Source organism: Gammaproteobacteria bacterium, assembly GCA_033720895.1.
Classification (GTDB): Bacteria; Pseudomonadota; Gammaproteobacteria; order Natronospirales; family JAJUFS01; genus JAWWBS01.
In genome coordinates, this window is sequence record JAWWBS010000056.1 from 1 (window position 1) to 15,845 (window position 15,845).

Here is a 15,845-nt window from a genome sequence, read left to right on the forward strand (position 1 = left end):
TACCCTCGGCAATGGTCAGGATCTCCAGCTCCCGGGCAAGCTCCAGGAGTTTGCGCAACATCACCTGCTTGAAGTCATCCTCGGCAATGCCATCGATCAGCTCACGGTCGAACTTGACGAAATCAGGCCGCAGGTTGGCCAACAGGTTCAGGCTGGAATACCCCGCCCCGAGGTCATCCAGCGCCACCCGGCAACCGGCGCGTCGGTAATAGGTGAGGATGTCCTTCAAACGCTCGGTGTCCTCGATCGCCGAAGACTCCACGATCTCGAAGACAAACTGGTCCATCTCCAGGCCGCTCTGCTGCGCCGCCGCAATGGTGGTGCGCAGGCAGAAATTGGGGTCGTAGACCGCCGTCGGGTTGAAGTTGATGAAAACCGGCCGCCGGTAATTTCGCTTCGATATCTCCCGGATGGCCGCCAGCCGCGCGGTCCGGTCGACCTGGAACATCAGGTCAGCGGCGGTCGCAGCGGCAAAGATGTCGCCCGCACCGATCAGCTCGCCGTCGGCACCATGGGCCCGCAGCAAGCACTCGTGAGCGAACACCTCGCTCGTGTCGCTGGCCTGGACAATCGGCTGGAAGTGCACGGTCAGCTGGTCTTGCTCCAAGCAATCCAGCAACCACTCGGCTCGCGACAGGCCAACCAGGACCTGCATGGGCCTCATCCGCGCGAACATGGCGGCGCTCAGCGCAGCATCACCCTTCACCAGCATGCCCTGCAGGTTGGCCACGGCAGCCGAATCCAGCTCCTCCTTCATGCTGCCAAGCGCCGCCGCCGGCGACTGGTCGCTCAAGCTGACACTGATAACATCGGGTGCCAACCGCTCATGGTCGAGACCGGCCCGCTTCAACCAGTTGAGCACGGCGCCGGCCGCATGCTCGAAGGTCCAGGACAGCACCAGCCGATCGGCATCAGCGGTCAGGCGCTGTGATCCAGTACAAGCTGTACAAGTTCCAGTCATTATTTTGGCCCTCAGCCCTGTTTTGTATAGGTCTTGTATAATAATAGTTCTTGTGGAATAGTACGTCAACGAACTAAATCCAAGGCCACATGGAGCACTACATCATGGTTAATCTCGCTATCCTGCACAGCACCCTGCCCACCGACATCCTGGAAGAGGGCAAGAACCTCAAGGTGGCGGCTGCCGCCGACAACCTCTCCTCGCTGCTCAAATCACTGAAAGAGGCGGAGACCTCGCCTGACGTCATGATCGTCGACCTCAAACTGCTGGGCGACGACCCGGTCAAGACCGTGACGCAGCTGGAAGCGGACTTCCAGCCGGAATCCGTGGTGATCGTCTATGACTTCGCCAAGTCCTCGCTGATCGACCACCTGGCCCAGGGCAACCGCCAGATGGTGCGTTCCCCGGTCGCCGTGCGCGACCTGAAAGCGATGATGCTGAACCTGATCGTGCGCGACCTGATGAAGGGTGACGGCAGCTCTTCCGGGTCGACGCCTGCCGCAGACTCGATCATCCCGGAGACCACGCCGCCGAAGCGCATCTATTCCGACACGGACCTGACGATGCTGCAGACCGTGGCCTCTGCCGTGGATTGCGAATGCCCGAACCAGATTTCCCACCTGGTGATCGCCCTGAACAACTTCGAGAACTATTCGAAGCACTGTGAGAACCGCAGCGAGGAAGATGCGAAGATCCATAACATGCTGTACCGCGCCACCGGTCAGGCTCGCGCCATCATGGAAGAGGCGACGCGCCAGCTTTGCGAGTTCGAAGATATCGACCTGAAGGAGCTCAAGAAGGCATCGAACGGCTGAACGTACCGGCGAAGCTGAAACGACAAAGCCCCGCAGTTGCGGGGCTTTTTCATTGGTGCCGGCACCAGGAGTCGAACCCGGGACCTACTGATTACAAATCCGGAACCAACGGAGTGCGCTTAGTTGCACAAGAATGCTCAGGAGGACTAGAAAGTGCCACACTTTCAATGAGTTGCGTGATTTCGCGTGTGTTCGTGGCTATACATGAATCCCCGTAACAAAGAAGCAGGCACCAGCTTATGGCCTGCCTAGGAGGATTTATGGCCGTTGCTAAAATCACGAAGAGCTTTGTGGAAACTGTCAGGTTCTCGTCGAAGGGTCAGACGACTTACTTCGATACGGAGCTCAAAGGGTTTGGGCTAAGGGTTGGCAGTCGATCCAAAGCTTTCATCGCCCGGCGAGACATCAAAGGCCGTCCAGTTACGGTCACACTGGGCAGATACCCTGTCCTGACGGCACAAGAAGCCAGACTTGAAGCAAAGGCGGCTCTGCTCATGATGCAGAGAGGCACCAACCCCAACCTGGATCACCGACGCCGCGAAGCCCTCTCAATTACGCTTGAACAAGCGATAAATGCATATCTTGGCACCCGCAAGCTCCGTGAAACTACCAGGCGGGATTACACCCGAGCCAGGGATACTGCGTTCAAAGACTGGCTTCCCCGCGAGCTCGAGTCCATCAGTCAGGAGATGGTCGCTACACGCCACAGGCGCCTTGGGGAGCGGCATGGAGAAGCGTGGGCGAACCTCTCCATGCGATTCCTGCGAGCCATGTTCAACTTCACGCTTCGAGAGCATCCCGAACTACCAATCCAGAACCCCGTGCATGTTCTCAGTTCTCGTAAGGCTTGGTTCAAGGCAACGCGCAAAACAAGAACTATTCCTTTCCACGAACTTCCTGACTGGATTGAAGTAGTCCAAAACAGGTGTAGCCAAGACGCCTGTGACTTCCTGCTTCTGGGCCTTCTGACGGGGTTGAGACGAAACGAGCTCTGTCGGCTCAGATGGGAAGATGTAGATCTGGGGCTGTTTCAGTTTACGGTTCGGGAAACCAAGAACCACAAGGACCATTCGTTGCCGATGACGGCGATTATCAAAGAGATCTTCGAACGCCGCGCCGGAATCCAGATGCGATCGCCTTGGGTATTCCCAGGTAGATCGAATCGAGAACATATCAAAGACCCAAGGAGCTGGGTTTCAGAAGCTGTCCGCGAGACTGGTATCGAATTCACCATCCACGACCTTCGAAGGACTTTTGCCACTGTTGCTGAATCAATTTCCGTTCCGGTGTACACGCTGAAACGCCTACTGAATCACTCCACCAGCGACGACGTCACTTTCGGCTACGTGAACCCCTCGATCCAGCAGTTGCGAGAGCAAATGGGGCGAATTTCAGACCAAATGCAAAATTTTTCAAAAAATATTTTGCCATTTAAAACAGCAACTTGAGTTACTCGTGATCTTAATATGAGACTTTTTTGCCATTTTTAGCGACTGACTGCAATTCTTACTGGGTAACTAGGTGTGTGAATTCGATACAAATGGAGTATTCGACATGATTCACACACCGAAGAATCTCAATAAGAGCCGCCTGGGCGACTCACGCTTAGTCAAAGAAATAGAAGCCGCTGAAATTCTCTCAGTTTCAGTTTCATGGCTAAGACGAGCGCGACTACAGGGAATGCCTCCGAGCTATTTGAAATTTGGACGCTCGGTTAGATACGAAATTGGAGAGCTGAAACAATTCATAGAGGATCGCCGCGTCCAACGAGCCGCGCGTTTTTCTAATGACTGAGTTCGGCGATATCAACGAACTTCAGCGGCTATTTCAGGAGTGCTCAGTCCACGATGTATACATCGACTTTGCACAACTCTATCCGACCTGGATTCCTCTCGATGGCTTGTCCCCATTGCTTCGCGGCGGGGCAACCATCGAGGGGCGGCAGTTACTCCGAAATAATTACGGGTGGATCAAACGCATTCCTAGAGGCTGGAACTTTCGAATCAACCATGCCGGAGTGAACTCAGACTTTCTAGGCCAACTTGAAAACTCCAAGATGGAGTATGGAACTGTGCGCTGGTACGAAGTTGCGATCGAACTATCTTCCGCGCCAGAGACATTAGAAAGACTATTAACCGCAATATGGAGACACGCAGCAATACCTTACAACCGGAAAGGATTGTTGAACTACGAGAAAACCTTATACATCGGGAACCGATCAACGCGAAGGAGGATGACGACCTACATCGCCGAGCCAAAGCGGAAATCAGCGCGTGGCCAAGTATTGAGGCTGCAAGTCTCTATGCGAGTTCCCCCGGGAAAGTCTTTGATGCTCTCTCAATTAGCGAACATACAAAGGGACAAGAAAAAATTAACGAACATTGTGTTTGATAATCTTCTGTTCAAAGACTTTAGCCAAGAGCGACTAATAAAGTTCTTTAGTCGAAGAATGGCAGGGCTGAAGAAAGAGCCAAAGAGAACCAAAGAGAACCAAAGAGAACCAAAGCCATGGTTGCACCCAGCCCAGGGAAAAAATCATGGGATAGATCGGAGTCCGCCAAGAGGACTCGGAGATATGCTCAGGCGCTCCGATATTGCGAGCTACTTTCCGAGAGAATCATGTCCTGCTTGAAAGAAGCGTCATACTCTTCGGCACGAATGATTGCTTTTTGGCTGTCCAATTATGATCTGCCATTCCCCAGAGTTGATTCAGGCAGCCCAACACTTTTCGAACAAAGGGATTTCTTCAGGAGCGCCCCAAACCTAGCGCCCCTCCTTGATGAGGAGGTTGCGGAACTGCTTTCGTCGGCCAGGCTGAAAGCTCAAAATGATAGAACAACCATCTCATGGCGCATGATAGCCACAGACGACATCCTAGAAGATAAGCACCTTGAAAGGATCCCAAGAAGAATCACCATCCCCGACTCCAAGTGGTGCCGTACATTCAAACTTTCCCTAATAAGGGGTGAAAGTAGGTCCAATAATATTGGTTTGGAATTGATAGAAGTAATTAATGACTAGCGCCAGATAAGGGCTGTAATACTCAATTGGATGGATAAGACGATCTGACCTGGTAGGCTCGCACTGATCTGTTGGCTCGTAGCGATGACCAGGGAAGCGAATAGACATGGGATCCACGTATCGTCGATTGTTTACCCGCTAGACCCAGCCAGGGCCATTCTCAGGCCACATTACCGCTGCCCCAGGGGAATCCCTATACCCCGCCCCGATCTCGCCTCTAACCAAAGCCTAATTCGCACTAGAAACCTCTAGGGGCCTGGGTAATTTTTAGCCACATAGAGGGTGGGACCTGCTTATACCCAGCCTAACGCTGACCAGCGAGCTACTGGCAGGGAAATAAGGCCATAGCTGACGTGGCTATTTCGACAGAGCCCAGAAGCTAGGCCAAAGAACTAGCAATCAGTGCAGACAGGATTAACTAAAAATTTCATTCCAACCTTGGCGCGTCTTTTCTTTGCGATTGTGGTCATTTACGAACTCACTTAATCGAACGGTTAATGCTTCACTAGCGCTTCTACTCAAGACGGACAATTGGCTCCGTATGAAAGAACCGAAATCTACAAAATCAACTTGCTTTCCAGAGATTTCAATTGACCCAGACTCATCCAACTCCAAGGATCGGGTATCTTCTGGGATCCGGCAAACGAATGTTAAGGGAAGATCTTTGAGGTTCATTGCGAATAAGGCCTCTACAGAATCAGTAAGGCGCTTTTTGTTAACCACCTTCACCGTTACCTCAAATAGAGATTCCACAGCACCATCCCTTTCAAGCCAAATATCTGCTGGTTTTTTTCCCGTTGTGTTAGTTCCGAAAACGCTTTCATCGGCGCCGCATACACAAAGTTCCGATGATTTGTGAATAACTTCCAATATCGCGCCGACCAGGAACTGAGGTACCGCGCCAGCTTCAGGAAATTCCAAGGCAAACTTGATCAATTTTGTCGCCAATGCTCCGTTACTTTCACCTTCAATTTCAGGCTGAACCACTGTTGTCTCCGCGATTTGATCTCGATACTGGATCAGTCTGACGAAGAATGCCCGACGAAGACGTGCTCGATCATTCGGGTTATCGATGTAATTACGAAGAAATTTTAGAACAGCGAGCGCAGCAGATTCGGGACGTTTCCCACGCGCCCACTCTTCGGTTAAATCGCTGTTTTTGGCAACATTTAGTGGATCAGACTTTCCACAAGGAATTTTGTGCTCTTGCAGGACTCCATGAATCCCTTCCTCAAACAAGGGTCGGGGGTTGCATGCGTAAAAACCAGGTAAAGGCACATATGTTTCATCCAACTCGATGCCTACCATTGCAACCATGGGAATTCCCCGAAATCCCATAACAGAAATTGGAATGAGCTGCTCAAGGGTCTGGCGCAGGTCGTCATCTACATCAGGCAATTGCCCAGATTCCACGATAGCCTCGGCTTCTTCCAACCATCCGCTGATGATTTCCTTTACCCTTTCATTCCTCTCCGCTACTGCCATCAACCACCCCCACTTCCAGCAATGCGTAAATTCGACGCTGAAGAGTGGGATTGTCGGTGAAACGCAAGGCTCTGAGAAGGGCAAGAAATTCCTCAGCGGATAATTTCCGATCTCCGCGCTCCACCTTTGATAGGTCGGGTTGCGTAAGCCCCGCTCGAAGCGCCAGTTCCGCCTGGGAAAGGCCAAGCCTCAGTCTTTCGAGAGCAATAAGTTCGGCTACTCGGTGTGAAGTCATAATTTTCTGGTGCGCAAGTAGAAATGATTCTGTACTATGACGGAAATTATTCGAATTTGGAATATTTCGAGGAAATAGAAATGCGGACTGTAGTTTCCCTCTTTACTGGCGCAGGCGGCCTAGATATCGGATTTCAGAACGCCGGCTTCGAAATTTTGGCGGCAAATGAGTTGGATCCACACGCTTGCGAAACCTATCGCGCCAATCACCCTAAGACGGATGTTCTGCAAGGCCCGATTGAAGAACACACAAAGACCTTAAGTAGTTTCAAAGGGGTTGATGTCGTAATCGGGGGGCCTCCATGCCAAGGATTCTCCGTCGCGGGACGCATGGATCCTAATGATGAAAGGAGCAAGTTGGTATTTGCATTTTCTAAGACTGTGGCAGCGTTACGCCCAAAGGCCTTTGTAATGGAAAACGTGAAGAGCCTCGGAACACTTGAGAAGTTTCGCGATGTGCGTCAACAGTTGCTGAAAGATTTTGAGGAAGCCGGATATAAAGTTGAAGCCAGAATCCTAAACGCTAAAGACTTTGGCGTTCCCCAAGGCAGAGAAAGGGTCTTCTTTGTAGGTGTTCAACAAGACGCATATGCGTTATCGCTTCGCGCTATCGATAATTATCGGAAATCCGCACCGACATTGCGCGACGTGATCAAGCCGTTGGGGCGAGCTGGTAGCGATTCGAATAGTCGAACTTGCAACGCGAAAGTAACTCTGGCTGCAAAACCGGTGCTGCGTAAATCTCCATATGCAGGGATGCTATTCAACGGCCAGGGTCGACCGCTTAATCCGGACGGCTGGTCGAGCACCTTGCCCGCAAGCATGGGGGGAAACCGAACACCAATTATCGACGAGAACCATCTTTTTGATAATGCTCCAAGCTGGGTCGAAAGCTACCATGCCCATTTAATGGAAGGCGGTAAACCCTATAGCATGCACGACACACCCAAGCATCTGCGACGTTTAACTATAGATGAAGCTGTACGAATTCAGACATTTCCTATCGACTACATATTCAAAGGGCCGCAGAGCAAAGTTTTCTGTCAACTAGGAAACGCGGTTCCTTGTGGTTTAGCCGAAGCCGTCGCACGTGGACTAAACGATATGCTGAACGGCAATCTCGAATACGAGATAGAAACAGGTGATAATTTGGAACTCGCGATTTGAGAGCCAGCCTATTTCCAATCTAGAAATAACTTGGGGTTAGCATTAAGTGCTAACCCCTTTGTTTTAATGGTGCCGGCACCAGGAGTCGAACCCGGGACCTACTGATTACAAATCAGTTGCTCTACCAACTGAGCTATACCGGCATTGTTCGTGCAGGGCGCGCATTCTAGGCGCTGGCGCCGGGACTGGCAATCACTGGCCACCCCCGCTGCCGGGCTCCCCCGGCTGCCCGGACCCGGCATCAGCTGCCGGCCCGTCATCGCGCCCGATCACGCTGTCATCCTCGCAGTTGACGGGCGTGATTTCCGGCAGGATCTCACCCGGCCCCAACGCGCCCAGCGCCTCCGGCGTGAGGTCCGCACCCGGCAACTCCCGGATACGCACAGTGTATACCGTGGCATCCCTGAAACGTTCGGAGATGCGCGGATTGAAGCCCAGGCGGCCGATTTCTGCCGCACGCTGGTCTGCCCGCTCGACGCTGCTGAACAGGCCCAGCGATATAGCGTTCAGGTTCTCTTCGCCGGTGACGATGAACAGGTCCTTAACGCCGCGGTTCCGCAGCTGCTCTTCGGTGTCCTTGGCCGCATCACGATCCTCGAACGGTGGCAGGTGCACCCAGTAGCCGGTCTTGATCTGACCGCCTTCCGAGCGCAGCTCCGGAACGTAACCGAGCTCGAGCAGCCGCTTGACCAGCAGCTCGGCGGACGATTCCTCGTTCAGCGGACCAAGCAGTGCGCAGTTCAATTCCACCGGTTCGCTGTCGCCCGCTGCCGCCACGGCGGGCTCCAGCGCCGTCGCAGCCGAATCGGTGTCGCCCGACGTGTTGTCACTTGCTGCCGGCTGGTCGTCGGAGCCAGCGGCCTCGGCAAGAATCGCGCCATCGTCTTCCATCGGCGCCGCGAGGTCATCGGCCGTGGCAGCCTCCCCGAGCAGCACCAGCGGCTGCCCAGGATCGACGGGCAAGCGATTGCCCGGCAACTGCTCCTCGGTGGAATTCAGCAGGCCGAACCAGGCAAACACGACGGCGTTGGCGAGCAGCAACAGCAGCAACAGCAGCCTCATGACCGAACCTCCGCGAGCGCCAGCAGGCCCTCGAGCACCAACAGCGGTCGATGCTCCAGCTGCACGGTCTCGGGAACGACCAGTTCCGGCAGCAGCAAGGGCGCGTCGCCGCCCGTCAGCAAGACACGCCCCGGGCTCTCACTGGCCACGGCGCGATCGATTGCCTGCTGCACGAAGCCCAGCGCCGCGGCATGGGTGCCAGCGGCCACGGCGTCGCGGGTATTGTCGGCCAGGCTGCTGATCAATCCTTCCATGCGCTCCTGCTCCGGAATGCGTTGTGTATTGCTGCTCAAGGCTCGGCGCATCATCTCGATTCCGGCGGTGATCTGTCCACCCCGGTGACGCCCATCCCCGGCGAGCAGGTCGATGGTAATCGCCGAGCCGCAATCGACGACCAGCGCGCCCGACCGCTCGCTGGCAAGATCGCGACCAAGGACCTTTGCCGCCAGGATGGCCAGCCAGCGGTCCACACCCAGTCGCCCTGGCTCCGGGTAGGCGCAGGACACGCCCAGGGCTTCGCGCTCTACCGAGGCAAACCAGGCATCAGCGCCAAAATGCTCGCGCACCGCAGCAGCGATGGCGCCATGCCATTCATCGGCATGCACAGCAGCCACCGCACACGTCTCGACCGCAGTGCCGGGGGCCGCCGCCTCCACGGCGGCGACGAGCGCCTTGGCCAGGTCGGCGGCATTGGCATTCGCATGCGGCACGAAGCCCTGCTGGCAGAAAGCGCTGCCATCATGCAATGCCCACTTCAGGCTGGTGTTCCCCAGGTCCAGCAACAATTTCATGAACTGCTCCGCATGCTGACATCCCCGACCACTATTCTTTCAATGCCATTGCCCGTGTCGAGCAACAAGGCACCCTGCTCGCTGACGCCGCGGGCCACACCGCTTGTCCGGCGATCGCCGTCGATGATATCGACGTTGCAGCCGGCGAACGCATCGACCGACTCCCAGGCCTGCTTGAACGGCGCGAAGCCCCTCGTTTCGAATTCCGGCAACAGGCGAAGCAATTCTGCCAGAACCTTCCCGGCCAGACTCGAGCGGTCGACGCCGCTATCGGCAAGCGCATCCAGGTTGATCCAGGGCTGGTCAATGCTGGCAGCGACGTCGCCGCGTTCCGGCATGGCGACATTGATGCCGATGCCGATAACCACATGGCAGGGCCCGGGAGGTTCGCCCCGCATCTCCAGGAGGATGCCCCCCAGCTTGCGCAGCGGCTGGTCAGGCATTGCAGCCAGCAGGTCATTCGGCCACTTGAGTCGAACGCCATCGACACCCAGGGCCTCGATGGCCTGCTGGACCGCCAGGCCGACCAGCAGGGACAAGGCTGAAAAATCCCTTGGCAGGGAGGCAAAGGGCCAGTCCACGGAAAGGTAGAGATTGCGTCCAAAGGGTGAGACCCACTGCCGACCGCGCCGCCCACGACCGCCACTCTGGTGTTCGGCCAGGCAGACAGCAATGCGGTTCGAAGCCGATGACGCTCGCGCCACCAGCCAGGCGTTGGTCGAGGCGGTCGTATCGAGCAGGTTCAAATCGATGCGCTGGCGCTGCTCGGCCGGCAAGGCGTCGAGAATCGCTGCTGCGTCCAGCAATTCCAGCGGGCGAGCCAGGCGGTAGCCTCGACCCGGCACGCGGAAGACATCGAGGCCGAGCGACTCGAGCGCCTGGATGTGTTTCCAGATCGCACCCCGGGACAAGCCCAGTTGCGCACCGAGGTCCTTGCCGGAATGGAAATCGCCATCCGCCAACAAGCCCAGCAGGCGGCGGCGCGTTGCAGGCAGGCGGCCGTCAGACTCGGCCACGGCCAGTCCACGAATCGACCTCGGATGCGGACCTCAGCAAGCTGGCATCACCCTGCGGCAAGGACGCCGCTTACTCGCCAATCAGGCGTCGCAGGATCATGGCCTTCTCGAAGCGATCCTCCGTACCCGCCTTCAGGCGCTGGATATTGCCGCGGTGTGTCCAGGCAATGAACACGGCCATGAAAGCACCGAATGCCAGCAAGGGACCGAAGCCGAAAATCAGCAGCACATACGCCGGCACGGCCGCAGCAGCAAGCATGGTTGCAAGGCTCACGTAGCCGGTCAGCATGATGACCAGTGCAAACACGATCAGGGCGAGAACCAGCAAGGGCCATGAGACGGCGGCGAGTACACCGAGAAACGTCGCCATTCCCTTGCCGCCACGGAAGCCGTAGAACACCGGGAAGCAGTGACCCAGCATGGCCGCGGCGCCACAGGCGGCGGCGATCCAGTCAGGGTGGAATGCGGCCTCGGGAACCAGCGGCAGCGGCAGGGACGCCACCAGCAGTACGGCCAGCACGCCCTTGCCGACGTCGATCACCATCGTGGCCAAGGCAAAACCCTTGCCCTGGGTGCGCAGGGCATTGGTGCCGCCCGCATTGCCGGAACCCATTTCCCGAATATCGATGCCCTTGAGACGCCCCAGCAAGAGCGCACCGTTGATCGAGCCCAGCAGGTAGCTGAGCAGTGCCTTGATAAGGAGTTCAATCATGCCTTCATCCCCTGATTATCACGCATGGCTTGTGGGCCGCATTGTAGCAGCCTCCGCCGCCCCGGAGCGGCTGCGCCCGGGACGCCATCCCACCGCCTGCCTGCCATTTCCGGGCGCCGGGCCAATTCTTTTGGGCACAAAAGAGTTTGCGGCACCCATCCGCATTTGTTACGATAGCAAAAGATTTGGACGCAAAATATTTGTGCCCATAGCAAAATCGGCCCAAAGAAGCCGCCATTAGCGGCCTCGCGGCCGTAACCGGGGTTATCAGGCTGATGTAGACGCCGAAAACACCCCACCAGTAGAAGCGCAAGGCAATGAACGAAATGAATCAGACAGACACACCTGCTGACGCTACCGCGACGGCAGCAGACAGCGCTTTTGACAGCGCCATCGGTGAGGCCCTGACCACGGGCGACGGCTGCGATGAACGCATCCTGGCCTCGCTGCGCCGGATCATCCGCGCCGTCGACCTGTATTCCCGCTACCTGGCACTGCGCTACAGCCTGACCGGCCCGCAGCTGGTCTGTGTCCGACAGCTTTTGAAGCACGGCAGCATGACCCCGGGCGAGCTGGCGAAGCGCATTTCGCTCTCCCCTGCCACCATCACCGGCATCGTTGATCGCCTCGAGAAGCGCGGCCTGGTCACGCGCGAGCGCAGCCAGGAAGACAAGCGCAAGGTCGTGATCGCCCTGACCCCGGCCGGCGAGCAGCAGGTCGAGCAGATGCCGCCACCTTTGCATGAAACCTTCCTGCGCCGCCTCGAGCAGCTCTCGGAAGACGAACAGGACGAAATCGATGAGGTGCTGGCAAAGATCGTCGACATGATGGAAGCGCAGGACATGGCGGATTCGCCCCTGTACGCCACCGACGCACCCCTGCCAGCGACCACGCTGTCGCCGTTTCTCAACAGCGGGCAGCAGCACAACAACACGAAGTGACGCCGTCCACGGCAGCACGACAAGACAACGAACTGCACGAAACACAAGCAATTAAGGGAGTAGTACAACGATGAGTACCATCGTCATGAAATTTGGCGGCACCTCGGTAGCCAGCGAGGAGCGGCTGCGACTGGTCGCACGCAAGATCGTGGATACCAAGCGTGAAGGCCACGATGTCGTAGCCGTGGTTTCCGCCATGGGGAACACCACCAGCGAGCTGTTGGACCTTGCCACCAACCTCGCCCCGACACCGCCGCGTCGTGAACTCGACATGCTGCTGTCGGCGGGCGAGCGCATTTCCATGTCGCTGCTGTCGATGGCCATCCAGGAGATGGGCGAGAAATCCATTTCACTGACCGGTCCGCAGAGCGGCATCCACACCACGGATACCCACTTCAACGCGCGCATCAAGGACGTACGTCCCGATCGCGTTGCGCGCGAGATCGGTCGCGGCAAGATCGTGATCGTCGCCGGCTACCAGGGTGTCAACTCGCGCGGCGAGGTCACCACGCTCGGTCGTGGCGGCTCGGACACGACGGCCGTGGCAATTGCTGCGGCACTGGATGCCAGCCGTTGCGAAATCTGCTCGGACGTCGATGGCGTGTTCAGCTCCGATCCGCGCGTGGTCGAGGAAGCGGCCCGGATCGACGAGATGAACCACGAGGAGATGCTCGAGCTGGCGCGCCACGGTGCATCCGTGCTGAATCCACGCGCCGTCGAATATGCCTGGAAGCGCGACCTCGATGTTCGCGCGCGTTCCACCTTCGACGACGGCCAGGGCACCATGATCACGCGCGATGCCAACCAGCACGAGACTTCGGTGACGGGCATTGCCGGCCAGAAGGAACTGGCGCGCATCAACACGGCCAACGATGACGAATCCTGCAAGCTGGTGGACAAGCTGCTCGGCGATGCCGATCCCTTCCTCGTCGCCGAACATGAAGACGGTCGCCGCGACCTTTACGTGCCGACCGAGGAAATCGCCGACATCAAGTCGCTGGGTCGGGAGCTGGAGGACGGTCTCGATGACAGCGTCCGGGTCGAAACCGGGCTGGCATCGGTCTCGGCCGTCGGCCTGAACATTGGCAGCGACACCGACATCCGCAGCGAAGTGGAACAGGTCCTGACCGACAACGACATCAATATCGGCCGCACCTTCTGCTCGAGCCATGCAGTCGCGACGATCCTGCCGAAGGACGAACGCGTCAAGGCAATGCAGGTATTGCACGCGCATTTTCTTGAGCCGGTCCCTTCCCCGGGTTCCAAGGAAGTGGATGATTCGGCCGAGCGCAATGCAGACAGGAAAGTGGCATGAGTGACACGGCGAAAAAGATGGATATCGACATCAGCTTCCGTGCGGCCACTGACATGGATGGCGCCAGGATGTACGAGTTCGTCCGTGATCACGGCGTGCTGGAACTGAACACTGCCTACGCCTACATGATCCTCGCCAAGCACTTCGGCGCACACTGCCTGGTGGCGGAATGCCCGGACGTGCTCGACGAGGGCGAACTCGCTGGCTTCATCCTGGCTTATCGTCCGCCGGCGAACCCCGAGCAGGTTTTCGTCTGGCAGATCGGCACGCACCCGAAACTGCGCGGCCAGGGCCTGGCACGTCGCATGCTGAACCAGCTGACGACGCTCGACGCCAACAAGGATGCCGAGTTCGTGACCGCTACCGTGGCCACCGACAACGAGCCATCGCGCGCCCTGTTCAGGAGCTTTGCGCGACACCTCGATACCGAGTGCACGGTCAGCGACTTCTTCAAGACGGACATGTTCCCGTCGGATGGAAGCGGAGAGCATGCCGCGGAAGAACTGTTCCGTATCGGCCCGCTGCCGAAGAACTGACGCAGAACGACACCACGAATCCAGATTCAAGCAATGACAAAGCAAGGTGAAATCATGAGTAACTCAATCGACAAATATGAATCCGAAGTTCGCGGCTACTGCCGCGCCTTCCCGGTCGAATTCACGACCGCCAAGGGTGCCTGGCTGACCGATGCCGAGGGCAACAAGTACCTCGACTTCTTTGCAGGCGCCGGCGCGCTGAACTACGGCCACAACAACGACGACATGCAGAAGGCCGTTGTCGACTACCTGAAGTCCGACGGCATCACGCACAGCCTGGACATGTACTCGACCGCCAAGCGCGAATTCCTCGAGCGCTTCTATGAAGTGATCCTCGAACCGCGTGGCATGAGCGAATACAAGGCCCAGTTCCCGGGACCGACCGGCACCAATGCCGTCGAAGCTGCCCTGAAGCTGGCGCGCAAGGTCACCGGCCGTGAAAACATCCTGTCATTCACCAACGGCTTCCACGGCATGACCCTGGGCTCGCTGGCCGTTACCGGTAACGCCTTCAAGCGCAAGGGTGCCGGCGTCACGCTGAGCGATGTCATGCCGATGCCGTTCGACGGCTACCTTGGCAAGGGCACGGACACCATCGATTACATCGACGCCATGCTCTCGGATGGCGCTTCCGGCATCGACAAGCCGGCCGCTGCAATCATCGAGACGGTGCAGGGCGAAGGTGGCGTGAACGCTGCCAGCCTGGAATGGATCAAGCGCCTCGCCGAAGTGCTGAAGAAGCACGACATCCTGTTGATCGTCGACGACATCCAGATCGGTTGCGGCCGCTCGGGTCATTTCTTCAGCTTCGAAGAGGCCGGCATCAAGCCGGACATCATCACCCTGTCGAAATCGCTGTCGGGTTACGGCATGCCGTTCGCCATGGTGCTCTTCAAGCCGGAATACGACGTCTGGGCTCCCGGCGAGCACAACGGCACGTTCCGCGGCTTCAACCCGGCCTTCGTGTCCGCCACCAAGGCGCTGGACTTCTGGACGAATGATGACTTCGCTGCCAGCGTTCGCGCCAAGAGCCAGCTGGCCATCAAGTCGCTGGAAAAGACCGCAGCCCTGGCCGACAAGTACTGCGCTCACGTGCGCGGTCGTGGCCTGATGCTGGGCATCGGCTTTTCCGATGACGACCTGGCAGGCGAGATCGCCAGCGAATGCTTCAAGCACAAGCTGATCATCGAGAACGCCGGCTTCAACGACGAAGTCCTGAAGCTGCTGCCCAGCCTGACGATTTCCGAGGAGGACCTGCAGAAGGGCCTCGACATCATTCACGAAGCCACCAAGGCCGTCATCGAGCGCCGCGAGAAGAAAGCGGCCTGAACGAAGCTCGACCGACGCTGCTGGAAGGACCGGGGTTGCCCGGTCTTTCTTTGGCTGAAGACATCAATGACCAATGACTGGAGAATTCATCAATGATCGTACGCAAGCTGAAAGACCTGATCGGAACCGACAAGGAAGTGGGTGGTGAAGACAAGGGCTGGACCAGCCGCCGCCTGCTGCTGAAGAGTGACGGCATGGGCTATTCCGTGCACGACACCATCATCCACGAGGGTTCGGAACTGCACATGCACTACAAGAACCACCTGGAAGCGGTCTACCTGACCGAGGGCAAGGGCGAGATCTACGACGAGGCCACCGGCGAAACGCACCAGCTGGAAGCCGAGACCATCTATGCCCTGGACAAGAACGACAAGCACATCCTGCGCGCCAACAAGGGTTCGCACATGCGCATGGTCTGCGTGTTCAACCCGCCGGTCTCTGGCAAGGAAGTGCACGACGA

15 protein-coding genes and 1 tRNA gene are annotated in these 15,845 nt (G+C 57.4%); 8 read left to right on the forward strand and 8 right to left on the reverse strand.

Translation table 11 applies throughout. The features are described 5' to 3' along the window. Window positions 1–961 (reverse strand): EAL domain-containing protein (locus R3217_08465; GenBank protein ID MDX1455472.1); only part of this gene is annotated, 961 nt, incomplete at its 3' end. A gap of 104 nt (window positions 962–1,065) precedes the next feature. Here R3217_08465 and R3217_08470 point away from each other — a divergent pair. Beyond that, window positions 1,066–1,776, forward strand: a complete 711-nt coding sequence (locus tag R3217_08470) for a hypothetical protein (GenBank protein MDX1455473.1) — start codon at window positions 1,066–1,068, stop codon at window positions 1,774–1,776. 260 nt (window positions 1,777–2,036) lie between these two features. Further along, window positions 2,037–3,224, forward strand: coding sequence for a tyrosine-type recombinase/integrase (locus tag R3217_08475; protein MDX1455474.1), 1,188 nt, complete (start codon window positions 2,037–2,039; stop codon window positions 3,222–3,224). Between the two features lie 1,987 nt (window positions 3,225–5,211). Here R3217_08475 and R3217_08480 read toward each other — a convergent pair. Both R3217_08480 and R3217_08485 read right to left on the reverse strand, forming a co-directional pair. Next, complete coding sequence (locus R3217_08480) at window positions 5,212–6,282, reverse strand: hypothetical protein (GenBank protein MDX1455475.1); 1,071 nt, start codon at window positions 6,280–6,282, stop codon at window positions 5,212–5,214. Next, complete coding sequence (locus tag R3217_08485) at window positions 6,260–6,517, reverse strand: helix-turn-helix transcriptional regulator (protein ID MDX1455476.1); 258 nt, start codon at window positions 6,515–6,517, stop codon at window positions 6,260–6,262. The genes R3217_08480 and R3217_08485 overlap by 23 nt, the downstream gene beginning before the upstream one ends. Window positions 6,518–6,540: 23 nt before the next feature. Here R3217_08485 and R3217_08490 point away from each other — a divergent pair, with 23 nt between their 5' ends. Then, entirely contained in the window at window positions 6,541–7,683 is a 1,143-nt protein-coding gene (locus tag R3217_08490; protein ID MDX1455477.1) for a DNA cytosine methyltransferase, read from the forward strand. 67 nt (window positions 7,684–7,750) lie between these two features. On the opposite strand, the gene R3217_08495 is transcribed toward R3217_08490, so the two are convergent. The 5 genes from R3217_08495 to plsY all read right to left on the reverse strand — a co-directional run bounded on the left by R3217_08495 (window position 7,751) and on the right by plsY (window position 11,264). Further along, window positions 7,751–7,826: transfer RNA gene (locus R3217_08495), tRNA-Thr, on the reverse strand. 49 nt (window positions 7,827–7,875) lie between these two features. Continuing rightward, window positions 7,876–8,745, reverse strand: a complete 870-nt coding sequence (locus R3217_08500) for an SPOR domain-containing protein (GenBank protein MDX1455478.1) — start codon at window positions 8,743–8,745, stop codon at window positions 7,876–7,878. Further along, a complete protein-coding gene (locus R3217_08505) occupies window positions 8,742–9,536 on the reverse strand; it encodes a type III pantothenate kinase (GenBank protein ID MDX1455479.1) in 795 nt (264 codons plus the stop codon). Before R3217_08505 ends, R3217_08500 begins: the two co-directional genes overlap by 4 nt. Continuing rightward, a complete protein-coding gene (birA, locus tag R3217_08510; protein MDX1455480.1) occupies window positions 9,533–10,552 on the reverse strand; it encodes a bifunctional biotin--[acetyl-CoA-carboxylase] ligase/biotin operon repressor BirA in 1,020 nt (339 codons plus the stop codon). Before birA ends, R3217_08505 begins: the two co-directional genes overlap by 4 nt. A 70-nt stretch (window positions 10,553–10,622) precedes the next feature. Continuing rightward, window positions 10,623–11,264, reverse strand: coding sequence for a glycerol-3-phosphate 1-O-acyltransferase PlsY (plsY, locus tag R3217_08515; GenBank protein ID MDX1455481.1), 642 nt, complete (start codon window positions 11,262–11,264; stop codon window positions 10,623–10,625). 326 nt (window positions 11,265–11,590) lie between these two features. On the opposite strand from plsY, the gene R3217_08520 reads away from it, so the two are divergent. The 5 genes from R3217_08520 to R3217_08540 all read left to right on the forward strand — a co-directional run. Continuing rightward, complete coding sequence (locus R3217_08520) at window positions 11,591–12,205, forward strand: MarR family transcriptional regulator (GenBank protein ID MDX1455482.1); 615 nt, start codon at window positions 11,591–11,593, stop codon at window positions 12,203–12,205. Between the two features lie 70 nt (window positions 12,206–12,275). Further along, the gene (locus R3217_08525) at window positions 12,276–13,520 is read left to right on the forward strand and encodes an aspartate kinase (protein MDX1455483.1); all 1,245 of its coding nucleotides are present in this window, start codon (window positions 12,276–12,278) and stop codon (window positions 13,518–13,520) included. Next, the gene (ectA, locus tag R3217_08530; protein MDX1455484.1) at window positions 13,517–14,056 is read left to right on the forward strand and encodes a diaminobutyrate acetyltransferase; all 540 of its coding nucleotides are present in this window, start codon (window positions 13,517–13,519) and stop codon (window positions 14,054–14,056) included. The genes R3217_08525 and ectA overlap by 4 nt, the downstream gene beginning before the upstream one ends. Window positions 14,057–14,110: 54 nt before the next feature. Continuing rightward, a complete protein-coding gene (gene ectB / locus R3217_08535) occupies window positions 14,111–15,385 on the forward strand; it encodes a diaminobutyrate--2-oxoglutarate transaminase (protein MDX1455485.1) in 1,275 nt (424 codons plus the stop codon). Window positions 15,386–15,477: 92 nt separating this feature from the next. Next, window positions 15,478–15,845, forward strand: a 368-nt coding sequence (locus R3217_08540; GenBank protein ID MDX1455486.1) for an ectoine synthase, incomplete at its 3' end; no start/stop codon positions are given.

Coding starts and splice junctions, on each gene's coding strand:
- R3217_08470 (MDX1455473.1), top strand. CDS start 1,066: ATGGTTAATCTCGCTATCCTGCACAGCACCCTGCCCACCGACATCCTG.
- R3217_08475 (MDX1455474.1), top strand. CDS start 2,037: ATGGCCGTTGCTAAAATCACGAAGAGCTTTGTGGAAACTGTCAGGTTC.
- R3217_08480 (MDX1455475.1), bottom strand. CDS start 6,282: ATGGCAGTAGCGGAGAGGAATGAAAGGGTAAAGGAAATCATCAGCGGA.
- R3217_08485 (MDX1455476.1), bottom strand. CDS start 6,517: ATGACTTCACACCGAGTAGCCGAACTTATTGCTCTCGAAAGACTGAGG.
- R3217_08490 (MDX1455477.1), top strand. CDS start 6,541: ATGATTCTGTACTATGACGGAAATTATTCGAATTTGGAATATTTCGAG.
- R3217_08500 (MDX1455478.1), bottom strand. CDS start 8,745: ATGAGGCTGCTGTTGCTGCTGTTGCTGCTCGCCAACGCCGTCGTGTTT.
- R3217_08505 (MDX1455479.1), bottom strand. CDS start 9,536: ATGAAATTGTTGCTGGACCTGGGGAACACCAGCCTGAAGTGGGCATTG.
- plsY (MDX1455481.1), bottom strand. CDS start 11,264: ATGATTGAACTCCTTATCAAGGCACTGCTCAGCTACCTGCTGGGCTCG.
- R3217_08520 (MDX1455482.1), top strand. CDS start 11,591: ATGAATCAGACAGACACACCTGCTGACGCTACCGCGACGGCAGCAGAC.
- R3217_08525 (MDX1455483.1), top strand. CDS start 12,276: ATGAGTACCATCGTCATGAAATTTGGCGGCACCTCGGTAGCCAGCGAG.
- ectA (MDX1455484.1), top strand. CDS start 13,517: ATGAGTGACACGGCGAAAAAGATGGATATCGACATCAGCTTCCGTGCG.
- ectB (MDX1455485.1), top strand. CDS start 14,111: ATGAGTAACTCAATCGACAAATATGAATCCGAAGTTCGCGGCTACTGC.